This is a genomic window from Streptomyces sp. AV19 (assembly GCF_015999245.1).
Taxonomy (GTDB): domain Bacteria; phylum Actinomycetota; class Actinomycetes; order Streptomycetales; family Streptomycetaceae; genus Streptomyces.
The window spans coordinates 1-12,392 of record NZ_JAEAMR010000014.1 but is presented as its reverse complement, the minus strand read 5'-3'; the positions used below and the strand labels follow the sequence as shown (position 1 = coordinate 12,392).

Annotated in this window: 10 protein-coding genes and 1 pseudogene; 4 read left to right on the top strand and 7 right to left on the bottom strand. The window is 70.7% G+C overall.

Annotated features, from left to right (window positions below):
• The first annotated feature begins 2 nt into the window (after positions 1–2).
• Genes rfbB through rfbC form a run of 3 tightly spaced genes read left to right on the top strand, consistent with a single transcriptional unit; the run spans position 3 to position 2,469 of the window.
• Positions 3–974: a dTDP-glucose 4,6-dehydratase gene (gene rfbB / locus I5Q34_RS23470; RefSeq protein ID WP_374193053.1), complete on the top strand. Its 972-nt coding sequence runs from the start codon at positions 3–5 to the stop codon at positions 972–974.
• Positions 971–1,831 (top strand): dTDP-4-dehydrorhamnose reductase, encoded by an 861-nt coding sequence (gene rfbD, locus I5Q34_RS23465; protein WP_199894370.1) that lies wholly within the window; start codon positions 971–973, stop codon positions 1,829–1,831. The genes rfbB and rfbD overlap by 4 nt, the downstream gene beginning before the upstream one ends.
• Complete coding sequence (rfbC, locus tag I5Q34_RS23460) at positions 1,828–2,469, top strand: dTDP-4-dehydrorhamnose 3,5-epimerase (protein ID WP_199894369.1); 642 nt, start codon at positions 1,828–1,830, stop codon at positions 2,467–2,469. Before rfbD ends, rfbC begins: the two co-directional genes overlap by 4 nt.
• Here rfbC and I5Q34_RS23455 read toward each other — a convergent pair.
• Positions 2,442–4,445: an alkyl/aryl-sulfatase gene (locus I5Q34_RS23455; RefSeq protein WP_199894368.1), complete on the bottom strand. Its 2,004-nt coding sequence runs from the start codon at positions 4,443–4,445 to the stop codon at positions 2,442–2,444. The genes rfbC and I5Q34_RS23455 overlap by 28 nt on opposite strands.
• A gap of 823 nt (positions 4,446–5,268) precedes the next feature.
• Between I5Q34_RS23455 and I5Q34_RS23450 the strand changes: the two genes are divergently transcribed.
• Positions 5,269–6,342, top strand: a complete 1,074-nt coding sequence (locus tag I5Q34_RS23450) for a hypothetical protein (protein WP_199894367.1) — start codon at positions 5,269–5,271, stop codon at positions 6,340–6,342.
• Positions 6,343–6,514: 172 nt separating this feature from the next.
• Here the strand turns inward: I5Q34_RS23450 and I5Q34_RS23445 are convergent.
• The 6 genes and pseudogenes from I5Q34_RS23445 to I5Q34_RS23420 form a co-directional block, all read right to left on the bottom strand.
• Positions 6,515–7,895: pseudogene (locus I5Q34_RS23445) on the bottom strand (IS1380 family transposase).
• A 147-nt stretch (positions 7,896–8,042) separates the two neighbouring features.
• A complete protein-coding gene (locus I5Q34_RS23440) occupies positions 8,043–9,326 on the bottom strand; it encodes a glycosyltransferase (protein WP_199894366.1) in 1,284 nt (427 codons plus the stop codon).
• Positions 9,323–10,111: a DUF6065 family protein gene (locus I5Q34_RS23435; RefSeq protein WP_199894365.1), complete on the bottom strand. Its 789-nt coding sequence runs from the start codon at positions 10,109–10,111 to the stop codon at positions 9,323–9,325. Before I5Q34_RS23435 ends, I5Q34_RS23440 begins: the two co-directional genes overlap by 4 nt.
• Positions 10,112–10,211: 100 nt before the next feature.
• Positions 10,212–10,559 (bottom strand): hypothetical protein, encoded by a 348-nt coding sequence (locus I5Q34_RS23430; protein ID WP_234429436.1) that lies wholly within the window; start codon positions 10,557–10,559, stop codon positions 10,212–10,214.
• 308 nt (positions 10,560–10,867) lie between these two features.
• Positions 10,868–11,134, bottom strand: coding sequence for a hypothetical protein (locus I5Q34_RS23425; protein ID WP_199894392.1), 267 nt, complete (start codon positions 11,132–11,134; stop codon positions 10,868–10,870).
• A 77-nt stretch (positions 11,135–11,211) separates the two neighbouring features.
• Positions 11,212–12,392, bottom strand: a 1,181-nt coding sequence (locus I5Q34_RS23420) for a glycosyltransferase family 2 protein (RefSeq protein ID WP_234429435.1), incomplete at its 5' end; no start/stop codon positions are given.

The window sequence follows — 12,392 nt, the reverse complement described above, 5'->3', positions numbered from 1 at the left end:
CCATCGCTCCACGCCTCCTGGTCACCGGCGGCGCCGGCTTCATCGGCTCCGCCTACGTCCGCATGCTGCTCGGCCCCGAGGGCCCCGGCGACCTCGCCGTCACGGTCCTCGACAAGCTCACCTACGCAGGCTCCCTCACCAACCTCGGCCCCGTACGCGCCGATCCGCGCCTCACGTTCGTGCGCGGCGACATCTGCGACCCCGGCCTCGTCGGCCAACTGGCCGCCGCACACGACGAGATCGTGCACTTCGCCGCCGAGTCCCACGTCGACCGTTCCATCGACGGCGGCACCGGCTTCACACGGACCAACACGCTGGGCACCCAGACGCTCCTCGACGCGGCCGTGCGCCACGGCGTCCGCACGTTCGTCCACGTCTCCACCGACGAGGTGTACGGCTCCATCGACCACGGCTCGTGGACCGAGGACCAGCCCCTGGCCCCCAACTCCCCCTACGCCGCCTCCAAGGCGTCCGCCGACCTCCTCGCCCTGGCCTGCCACCACACCCACGGCCTCGACGTGCGCGTCACCCGCTGCTCGAACAACTACGGGCCGCGCCAGTTCCCCGAGAAGATCGTCCCGCTCTTCGCCACCCGCCTCCTCGACGGGCACGACGTGCCGCTGTACGGCGACGGCTCCTGCGTGCGCGACTGGCTCCACGTGGACGACCACTGCCGGGGCGTCGAACTCGCCCGCACCCGGGGCCGTTCCGGCCGCGTGTACCACCTCGGCGGCGGCACCGAGCTCACCAACAAGGAGCTGACCGGACTGCTCCTGGACGCCTGCGGCGCGGGCTGGGAGCGGGTGCGCCACGTCCCCGACCGCAAGGGCCACGACCGCCGCTACTCCCTCGACTGGACCCGCGCCCGCGACGAGCTCGGCTACCGGCCGCGCACCGGCTTCGCCACCGGGCTCGCCGCCACAGTCGCCTGGTACCGCGAGAACCGCGCACGGTGGGAGCCGCTGACCCGATGACCTACCTGATCACCGGGGCGCGCGGCATGCTCGGCCGCGACGTCACCGCCGCGCTGCGGGCCGCCGGCCACGACGTCGTACCGCTCGGCCGCGACGCCCTCGACATCACCCGCCCGTCCGCCGTCCGCTCCGCCTTCGCTTCCCTTCGTCCGCGCACGGTCGTCAACTGCGCCGCGTACACGGCCGTCGACGCCGCCGAGCACGACGAGCCGGCCGCGCACCGCGTCAACGCCGACGGCCCCCGGCACCTCGCCGAGACCTGCGCCGCCACCGGCGCCCGGCTCGTCCACATCTCGACCGACTACGTCTTCGCGGGCGACGCCGACGCCCCGTACGCCGAGAACGCCCCCACCCACCCCCGCACGGCCTACGGCCGCACCAAACTCGCCGGTGAACAGGCGGTGTTGGAAACACTCCCCGAGACCGGCACCGTGCTGCGCACGGCCTGGCTCTACGGCGCCCACGGCCCGAACTTCGTCGCCACCATGGCGGGGTTGGCGTCCGGCGACGGCCCGGTCGACGTCGTCGCCGACCAGTACGGCCAGCCCACCTGGACCGCCGACGTGGCGGCGCGCATCGCCTCCCTCCCACCCTTCCCGGGCGTGCTGCACGCCACCTGCGCGGGCGGGACGACGTGGTACGGCCTCGCCCGCGAGGTCTTCACCCTCCTCGGCGCCGACCCGGACCGCGTACGCCCCGTCACCACCGTCGACATACCCAGACCGACCCCCCGCCCGGCCAACTCCACGCTCGCCCACGCCCGCTGGGCCGCCGTAGGACTGCCACCCCTCCGGCACTGGCGCGAGGCCCTGCACGCCGCCTGGCCAGCCCTCGGCCTTCCCGGGAGGACCGCGTGAAACCACTGCCCATCGAGGGAGCCTGGCTCCACACCCCGACCGTCCACCCCGACGCCCGCGGCACCTTCCACGAGGCGTACAGAGCCGACGAGTTCACCCGCCGGCTCGGCCGTCCGATGGACCTCGCGCAGATGAACGTCTCGGTCTCCCGCCGAGGGGTCGTGCGCGGAGTGCACTTCGCCGACGTGCCACCGGGCCAGGCGAAGTACGTGACGTGCCCGCGCGGAGCGATCCTCGACGTCGTGGTCGACGTCCGCACGGGCAGCCCGACGTACGGGAGTTGGGAGGCGGTCGAACTCGACGAGACCAACCGCCGTTCCCTCTACCTCGCCGAGGGCCTCGGCCACGCCTTCGTCGCCCTCACCGACGACGCGACGGTGGTGTACCTGTGCTCCGAGCCCTACGCCCCCGAGCGCGAACACGGCCTGCACCCCTTCGACCCGTCGCTGGCCATCGCGTGGCCGGACGGCATCACCCCCGCGCTGTCGCCGAAGGACGCCGCCGCGCCGACCCTGCGGGAGGCCGAGGAGGCGGGAATCCTGCCGTCGTACGAGGAGTGCGTGGCGTACGGCCGCCGACCGCGCGGTCACGGCACCAGCTTGTGGTCAGCTCAGGGGGTGGTGAGACCGAACCAATAACTGAAGGTTTCCAGCAGCCCGTTGAGGGTGTTGAGGGGGTCGATGGTTCCGGTGGTGATGATCAAGTCGCCGCTGTCCCTGAGCTGGTCGGGAGTGGCGGCACCGACGGCCAGGCTGTTCAGCCCGCTGCGGGTGAGGGTGTACGTGGCGTCGGTGGTTCCCGCGCGAGCGCGGTGGGGGGTGTGGACGAGGACGCCGTTGCGGAGCTGGAGGGTGCATTGGGTGGGGTCGTCGGGCAGTCCACCGGTGATGACGAGGCCGAGAGTCAGGGGGTGGTTGGCGGCTTCGGGACCGTTGAGGCGGATGCCGAGGTAGTCGACGAGCATCTCCAGCGGCATGGCGGCCAGGACGGGCGGGGTGATGATCTGCGGGGACGGGGTCTCGGGCGGCCTGCCGTCGGCGGGGCGGGTGCGCAGTTCGTGGGCGGCGGCGAGGTAGAAGTTGCGCCAGGGGCCGGACTCGGCCTGGTAGCCGAGCTGTTCGAGGATGTCGGCCTCCAGCGCGCGGGCGTCGTCGTCGGCCGGATCGGCGAAGACGGCGTGGCTGAGCAGTTCGGCGGCCCACCGGTAGTCGTCGGCGCTTTTGGCGTTCTCGTACGTCTGCCGGGCCGCGTCCACGACCTTGGCGGCGCCGCCCATGGCCTCGACGTAGCGGGGTCCGGCCTGCTCCGGGGGCAGGGTGTGCAGGTGGGCGGCGTTGCCGTCGTACCAGCCGAGGTAGCGCTGGTAGACGGCCTTGATGTCGTGGTTGACGGTGCCGTAGTAGCCGCGGTTGAACCACTGCCCCGCCAGGCTCTCCGGCAGTGCGCCGTCGAGGTCCTCGGCGATCTCGGTCATGGTCCGGCCGTGGTTGGCCAGCCGCAGGGACTGATCGTGCAGGAAGCGGTACAGGTCGGCCTGGCTGGTCAGGAAGGAGACGATCGCGTCGGGTGTCTCGTCCGTGTTCCAGCGGGGCCAGAAGTGGCTGGCGAACAGCACGTCCGAACGGTGGCCGTACCACGTCACCGACTGGCGGAGGTACTCCGACCACGCCTTGGCGTCACGGACCTGGGCCCCGCGCAGGCTGTAGAGGTTGTGCAGGGTGGGGGTGGCGTTCTCGGCCATGCACAGCGTGCGCACGTCGGGCAGGTAGAAGTTCAGCTCCGCCGGGGCCTCCGTGCCCGGGGTGAGCTGGAACTCCAGGTTCACCGGACCGAAGGACACGACATGCCCGGGCCTGGCGACATCGGAGGTGACGGTGTATGTCGGGGGCAGCAGGCCGGCCAGGCCGGTGGAGTTGTACTTGCCCAGTCCGGCGTCCACCTGCCCCTGGGCGGACCGTTCCAGCAGCGCGCCGTACATGAACAGCGCCCGGCGCTGCATGGCGTTGCCGGCGTAGACGTTCTCGCTCACCGCGTGCTCCAGGAACCCCTCCGGGGCGATGATGTCCACCCCCTCCGGCAGTTCCCGGTCGGGGAAGAGACCCAGCACACCGCCGTAGTGGTCGAGGTGGGAGTGGGTGAAGATCACCGCGCGGATCTTCCGGTCCCGGCCGCGGTGCCCGCGGTAGAGCCCGAGTGCCGCGGCCGCGCACTCCTCGCTGATCAGGGGGTCCACCACCACGATCTCCTGGGAGGCGCCGGTGGGGTCCTCCAGGAAGGAGATGTTGGACAGGTCCATCCCCCGCACCTGGTAGACGGCATCCGGGACGACCTCGAACAGCCCGGTGTTCATGTTCAGCAGCGCGTTCCGCCACAGGCTGGGGTTGACCGTGTCGGGCGCCTCGCCGGTGAGGAACTGATACGGGCCCAGGCTCCACGCGGGGAGGTGGCCGCCGTCCCGTTCGACGGTGAAGTCGGCGGGCAGCGCCGCGATCAGCCCCTGCGCGGCGAGCGCCGCCTCGGCATCCTGATCCGGCGGCGGGACGTGGACCGCGGCGTTCACATCCCTGGTGACGGCGGTTGCGGGCTGAGGCCTGCGGTCGGCTAAGCCAGTCAAGTGTCTCTTCTCCTCTTCGGTCGGCCGGGGCCGGGCCCGGCACGGACCGGGCGCGCCGTCCGGCCCAGCGGTCCGACCCGCTGGGAGTGACATTGCCTCTGCAACGTCCGGCGGCCCGATAGCGCAGAGCCTGGCAGCCGATGATCGACGGCACCAGGGTGCGAATCAGTCACCGGACGCGAGGAGTTGGGCTCTGCGGGGCGGGATGCTCCGGCTCGCCGGAGACCACCACCAGTCCTGACAGCCTGCCCGACGCCGACGCGGCACAACTCCTGAAGAGGTAACGCCCTACCCGCCCGCGCGGCGCGGGGAGAGCCGGATCCCGTAGCGACCTGAAACGGGCTCGGAGCCCACCCCGCGGTTGTCGTGGACGAGGTAGTACTTCTTGCCGGGGTGACGCCGTCGGTAGCCACGCAGACCTCTCCACGTGGACGAACAGTGATCGAGAGACTGCCCTGACGCCGCCCCACCCACCGACCCGTGGACGCGGCGGGGCGCTGATGAGGATCTCCGAACTTCTCCAAGAGACTGCACGCCGCCGACGAACTCGACTGGTCACGTGCGTGCGCGGACGCCTACCGCTTCCGCGCAAAAAGGGGAGGCGGTACCGGCCCGTCACCGGTCGAACGCGGGAAGACGGGCAGTAAGTAAGCGCCACCTGACTTGCGACGGGAAGAGCAACCCCGTTCAAGGCCATCACCGCTGCGGCGAGTCGAAGCCCTCCCGCCGGCGGTCAGGTATTCGTCATACTGGTGGCTGATCAGGCGACCCCGGTGGTCGGCCGGATGTCTTCGTACTGTGGCCAGGGGGGGGAAGACGGCACGTGACTACGCGCAGAACGTTTCTCGGCACCAGCGCTGCACTCGGTACCGCCGCTTTCGTAGGCGGCTCCGCAGCGCGGGCTTCCGCCGGCGCCACTTCGGCTCCTGTCTCGGAGCAGGACGCCAGGGCAGCGGTGATTCAGGTCGATACCGATATGCAGCACCACTACGACCTGCTGCGCGCGTCGGTGGCACGGCATCTGGGCCCTGCGATCGTCGTCAACAACGATGCGAAGGGCGGAGAATACTTCCTGGTCGACCAGGGCAAGACCATCGAACGGTTACATCCGGTGGGCCCGTTGTTCGAGCTGGCGAAGTCAATCGCGCATACGCCGCTGGGGATTTACGCGGTGGTCGCGCCCTACCTCGATCCGAAGGTTCCACCGGTGGGAAACGCAGACCGAATCGATTCCCACGACTTGGCACAGGTCGCCCACATCGGACCGTCCTCAACGGCATGGTCCGGTCCGCTGCAGCAGTTCGCGGTGACGCTGAGGACCGCGCGCCAGAACCTGGCCGGTGCCAACCTGCCGGCGCCTCTGGAGGATTCCAGTCGGAGCATCCTGGACGGTGGCCTGGACTACATCACGGACGCGGTCGCATCCCGCTCCTTCGACATGCAGGGTTTCCAGGACTTCTCGAGCGCGGTGTACGACCATATCCGGACGACCATGTACTGGGCTTCGAAGGCCCAGATCGAGGGCGTTCACGCGCTGTTGAAGCGGTGGAGGGCCCAGCTGGGCGACGCGCGGTGGTCCGAACTGTACGTCCTCGTATTCGAGTTATGGACGACGGCCGCTCTCAACCAGAACGCGATCATTATCAAGCCGTGCATGGACCAGAAACGGGCGGAGAGCCATCTCATCAACCAGATGATCGCGCAGTTCCCCTCCGACCCGGTCGCCACAGCACTCGACAACCTCGCCCGCATCATTCAGGACAATGTAGCGGCGGAAATGGTGTTCCCCACGGCGCCGGATGTCGCGACGGCGCTTGCGGGCGAAGAAGACCTTCTGGCGCAGGACATCCTGAAGCAGCTGAAAGGCTGCCCGTTCCACACGACCGCGAAAGACTAGCCTCGATCGTTCATGAGTCCTCGTCGGTTTGCTGACGGGGACTCTGCGTTTGTGTGGTGCGGTCTTTTCGGGGCTGGGGCAGGGCGAGGGTCCGGCTCTCGCGTCGGATGGGCGCCGGGTTCCACTTCACCGGTGTGGTGGTGCGGGGTGTCGGGACGGTCGATGTGGCTGGTCAGCCGGGGTTCGGCAGGGCGTGGAGCCGGTCGATCGCGTGGCTGATGACGGCGGTCCAGGGCCATCGGTCGGGCAGGCGGAGCCAGCGGCGGCGGCCGGTGGTGACGATCTGTGCGGCGGCGGAGAACAGCCGCAGCCGGAGCTTCTTGGGTTCCCGGCGGCGGGTGTCGCCGGTCAGTGCGAGCATCGGCATCCAGGCGAGGAGGTCGAGTGCGAGGGAGACGATCTCCAGCCAGATCTGGTTCTGTGCCGTGTCGTGCAGGGGCAGGTTACGCAGGCCGGTGGCGCGGGCGTTTCGGATGCGGTCCTCGCAGCGGGCCCGTCTGCGGTGACGCAGTTCGAGGTCGGCGAGCTGGCCGCCTTTCGTGTTGGTCGCGAAGCAGGTGAGCCGGTTGCCGTCGAGGTCGGTGAAGCGCAACTGGGCGCCGGGGTGCGGGTGTTCCTTGCGGACGATCAGCCGCATGCCCGTGGGCCAGGTGCTCAGGTCGGGCATGTCGGTGATCTCTGCGACCCAGGCTCCGGGCCGTTCGGTGCCGCCGGCGTCGTAGGCCGGCGTCCATGCCTTCTCCGGGATCTTCAGCACGGCCTGGTGGACGGCGTCGGTGATGGTCATTCCGACGGAATACGACAGCCACCGGCCGGGCCGGGAGAGCCAGTCCAGGAAGGCGTGGGTGCCGCCGCCGGAGTCGGTGCGGATCAGCGTCTGCCGTCCCCGCCGCAAGGCTCTGGGCAGCTGGGCCAGGGCGAGTTGGGCGGATTCGATGTGGTCGGCGGCGGTGTTGGAGCCCGCGTTGCCGGGCCGCAGCAGGGCCGCCACCGGTTCCCCGGACCCGGCTGGGCCGTGATCGACGAACGCGACGAGCGGGTGATGACCGAAGGTCTTCTTCCAGGTCGGGGTGGCGTCCTGCTTCGCGGAGTGCGCGGGCACCAGCACCCCGTCGATGTCCACGATCACCTGGCCGTCTGCGGCCGGACTGCTTGCCCCGGCCAACTTCCAGACCTGCTGGCGCACTTCGGAACGTGCGCCCCGGATCGCCGCAAGAGCTCTCGGTCCGGACGCGGCGAGCGCGTCGACGAGACGGGAGACGGTCGGATCGGAGGCCACCGGGCCGAACACGGCCGGCTCGGCCCGCAGCGTGCCGACGTCGGCCGGACAGTCGCCGCCGAGTGCGACGGCCAGGGCCACATCCAGCAGGATCTTGCCCGGATCGTGCACGGCCCGCCGCTTGCGCCACGGCGCCAGCCGCCGCGGATACCGCGGTGTCCAGGCCCGACTTGCGGACCGTCTCGACCAGCAGCACGGACCCGGCCTGGGCAACAACTCCACGGCCGCCGCCCTTGACACGGACACGCGGGTACGACCCGCTACTCTTCTTCACCTGGAGAGTGCTTCTTTCCTTGCCGTGACAGGACCCTCGACAAGTCCCATCGTTGCAGGTCAGCAGCACTCTCCACTTATTTGATCAAGGCTCGGACAGGCCCACTCGCGAAAGCGCGAGGTTAGCCAGCCGGGCGGCGTCATGGAATCACTGCGGGCCACCGGCGCCGTCGAGCCAGGGCGCTGCCGCCGCCAGCGCCGGGCGTTCGCCGCGGGCGACCGGGTCCAGCATCGGCCCGCGCAGGGCAAGGCCCGGGCAGTCGGAACCGGCGGCCGTCAGCGGGCGCACGCTCCAGGTGACGGTCCGCAGGTCGCCCACGGCCTGCCGGAGCCGTTCCGCGGCCCCGGGGGCGCGGAGGGAGGCGGCGTCCAGGATCAGGACGCGGTCGAGCCCCCGGCCGGCGGCATCCGCCGCGATCTGCCGGAGTGCCGCTTCCCGGCCGCCCTGCTCCTCGGCGTCCGGCGCGGGCGTCAGCCACTCCGCGAGCCAGTCGGCGTCGAGTTCGGCGAGGGCCCCCGTCGCGCGTTCCCAGGTCCGCGGGGAGCCGTCGGCGAGCAGGCAGACGACGGCGTCGAAGTGGGCGAGTGGGCTGTCGAGTTGGCGTCGGGCACGGTCGAGCACGTCGAGCGCCTGTTCCTCGCCGACCAGGTCGTGGAGGTGTTCCGTCAGGCCGCCGGAGTCCAGGCCCAGTTCACGGTGGCCGATGAGGTAGTTGCGTACGCGCTCCAGCAGGCCGACGGGGAAGGAAGGGCCCTGTGGCCGGGTGAAGCGGTGGAGCCAGCGGACGCCCGGATGGCAGAGCACCCGCCCGCCGCCGCGTCTGACCTTCTCGTGGAGGTAGCCCTCCTCCCCTCCATGGGCGCGGAAGCGCGGGTTGAGCCCGGGCCAGGCGTCGGTCCGGCAGGCGAACAGGCCGAGGCCCTGCATGCCGACCTCGAACGGCTTCCCCCCTGGTTCGGTGCCGCGCGGGTCGGTCCGCCATGTGCCGAACATGGCGTCGCCCCACTCGGGGTGCAGATGGGTGGACGGCGGCTCGCGGTCGTCGTCGAGCACATCCGCGATCATCGGTCCCTGGAGCAGGTCGCGGCTGTGCGGGCGCTGCTCGAAGTGGTCGAGTACCGCGTGCACGGATCCGGGTGCGAGCAGGACGTGGGAGTCCAGGCACAGGGTCACGGGGGACCGCGACACCCGGAAGACGAGGTCCCGGACGGCGGTGCTCGCGTACCGGTCGAAGGGCAGATAGCGGCAGCCCGGTATGTGGTCGGCGAGGGCACGCAGTGCCGGGGCGGCGGGTCCGGACGGGTTGTTGTCCACGACGACGAACTCGGCGTCGGACAACTCGGTGGCGTGGCCCAGGCGGAGGGCCTGGAGCGTGAAGTACACGCCGTCGTAGTCGTCGTAGGTCGCCATGCCGACGGTGATCCGGCTCATGAGGCGTCCTCCCCCTCCTGCGTGAAGTGGCGCAGCCGCAGCGTGCGTTGATGATCGGGGAAGGCCCGGGTCCCGGCCGGGTGGGTGCCCCGCATGTAGTGACGCTGCCAGTCGTCCCCGACGGAGGGGTCGCCCGTCATGAAGGCGTGGACGAAGGTGTGGACGAAGTCGAGTCGGCTCTGGCGCCAGGCCCGGTAGTCGTCGGCGTCGGGCATGTGCGAGAGCGGGGCGATCCGGGGGCTGAGGCTTTCGAGGTCTCCGCGGCGCTGGGGTACGAGCTGGAGAACGGGTTCGCCCGCCGCGAAGGTGATGTCGGTGCCGGGCCGGGTGATCTTCCAGTTCATGGTGAACGTGGCCACGGCCCAGTCGGCCTCCACTAGGCCCTCCAGGGGATGCGCCCCGTCCTTCGGCAGGTTGGCGGGCCCGCGGACGAGGAGGTTCCAGCCGGGCGGCGTGCGGATGAGATGGGGGGGATGGAAGGTGAGGATCCCGCGGCCGAAGTGGCTCGTGGCCAAACCGTCGGGCTGTTCGTCCGCGTAGCGGACCTCCAGATCCTCCGTCCCGTCCCCGCCGCTCCAACGCACGGTGAACGTCCTGTCGTTGAGGATCCACCAACCGTTCTGGTTGGCGACGCGCAGGGGAAGGCACCGGTAGGTGTGGCGGAGGGCCTCCTGGTCGAGCCAGTCCCGCCGGGCGGGCGCCGGGACGATGGGCATGTCCGATGTGTCCGGCAGGCGATAGGCGACCATGACGGGTTCGGAGTCGTGGCGTTCCGTGGTGCTCAACTGACCGTCTCCTGTGGTTTCCGGCGGGAAACGGCCGCCGGGGTGGAACGCCGGTGTGCCGGCCGGATCGTACGGCCGGCACACCGACGGGTCTCGGGGTTCAGACGATGGTGAAGGGCGCGTTACCCGTGGCGAACTCGGGCGATCCGAGACCGACGCGGACGCTGTAGGAGCCAAGCGAGGCACCCGACTCGATGACGATTTGGGTATAGAGGACGAGTGACTCGTTGGGGGCGAGGTTCACGGAGACACCCGAGCAGGTCGAGACGGTGTCGTTCGAGGTGAGTGTCCCCGGGTATTCTTCGTATACATCCCCACCGTTCGACCTCCATGAGATGCACGCGTAGCCGTTGGTGAGCCGCGTTCCCGACGGGGCGGTGAACACCACGGTCTCCGTGTTGATCGGGCGGGTCGGGTCGGTGTTCGTCACCAGGACGGACACGATCACCTGGTCGCCTGCCGTGCCGCTGTTGTTGAAGCCGGGCCCTCGATCCTTGATGTCGGCATTGAGGGGCGGCGGAGGGGGTGTTGTGGTGACCGGCGGCTTCGTCGTGGTGACCGGCGGACGCTTCGTCGTGGGAGCCGGCTTCGCGGGTAGGGGATCGGGAGGGGGACCCACGGCCTCGGCCTGAAGATGAACTTGCTTTCCGGGGTGACCCCTTCGCCCTCCGACTCGGCGCCCTCCGACGGCAGTATCTCGCCGCTGTTCTCCTCGGTCATTCCGTGCTTCTCCTTCTCTGGGCAGTGGTTGTCCGTTCAGGGCACCGCGATCCAGGCGGTACCGTCCCGCCGGATCAGGTCGTGGGTGGCGGAGCGCCGAGGCGTGTGCCAGGCGACGGCACCGCCCGTGAAGCGGCGCCGGGGCGGCAGGAGTTTGCCGAGCGAGGCGCCCGCCATGATCAGGGTGGTCGCGGCGACCACGGTGGCCAGGGCCTGGAATCCGGAGTCCGGTCTCCGGGCCGAGAGGGCCGAGGCTCCGCCGACGCCGAGCGCGCCGAGCGGCGGCAGGAGTCCGTACGTCATGTGGCGCACCAGCGTTCCTCGCGGCGGCGGGCCATGTCCCACAGCGAGCGCAGGTAGACGGCGTGCTGGAACATGTCTTAGGCGAGCTCGACGGCGAGGGTGCTCGCCAGGGCCTGGGCTTTCCAGCCGGCGCCACGCGCGGTGACGACCTTCTCGGCCACGAAGACGGCGCCGACGGCCGTCCAGAAGGGCGTGAACTCCGGGCGCCCGCGCGCCAGCATCCATCCCGTGAAGACAAGGTAGAGCGCGAGGAAGAGGACGGACAGGCCCATGAAGCCCTGGCGGACGATGTACGGGGCGGTGACCTTCGTCCAGCCGTAGTCGCGCAGGTTCTCCAGGGCGCCGCGCTGCCAGCGCAGGCGCTGGTGCCAGAGCTTGGGCAGGCTGGTCATGACCTCGGTGACGACCGCGCAGCCCGGCGGGGAGACGGTGCGGTAGCCCAGCGTCCGTACGGCCTTGGTGATCTCGTCGTCCTCGGTGAGCGAGGCGAGGGAGTAGTAGGAGGTGCCGCCGCCGATGCGGCCGGCGAGCCGGGCGTCCTTGACCTCGCGCAGGGTGCGGACGCGGAAGAGGGTGGCGGTGCCGGTAAGGACGTCGGCGCGGTAGCCGCGGCGGGCTATCTCCCGGGCGTACCGGTGGAATTCGATGCGCTGGAGGGCGCCGAGGAGGCCGCCGCCCCGCTCCCCGTAGAAGATGCCGCCGACGGCCCCGACCGTGCGGTCCATGGCCGCGATGGCGCTGGAGAGGAAGGAGGGCCGGAGCGTCGTGTCGGCGTCCTGGACGAGGACGTAGTCGTCGGCCGTGGGCCCGTCCAGGAGTCCGTCCAGGGCCTGGTTGAGGGCGCCGGCCTTCTTGTGCCGGTTGTCCCGCGAGGCGACGACGGTGGCACCGTTGGCCCGGGCGATCGCCTCCGTTTCGTCGGTGCAGTTGTCGGCCACGACGACGACGCGGTGCGGCGGCTCTTCCTGGCGGAAGAGCGCCGCGATGGACGCGGCGATGCGCTCCGCCTCGTTGTGGGCGGGGATCAGCGCCACGATGCGGGGCCCGGGACCGGTGTCGTCCTGCCGTCCGGGGAGGGGGGCGCGGGCGCGGGGCGCTCTGCGGGTGATGCGCGGCCTTCGCATGAGGGTGAACTCCTGCCGTGGGTGCGCGATGCTGTCGGTGGGACGGCGGCCGACGAGGTCGGGGCGGGGTGCGGCACGCGGGTGCCGCACCCCTGTCACTCCGCTCGTCCGGCCCGGCGGCCGGACGAGCGGAG

Bases quoted from the DNA above. Each gene is read 5' to 3' on its own strand.
- rfbD (WP_199894370.1), top strand. From the start codon at position 971: ATGACCTACCTGATCACCGGGGCGCGCGGCATGCTCGGCCGCGACGTC.
- I5Q34_RS23440 (WP_199894366.1), bottom strand. From the start codon at position 9,326: ATGAGCCGGATCACCGTCGGCATGGCGACCTACGACGACTACGACGGC.
- I5Q34_RS23425 (WP_199894392.1), bottom strand. From the start codon at position 11,134: ATGACGTACGGACTCCTGCCGCCGCTCGGCGCGCTCGGCGTCGGCGGA.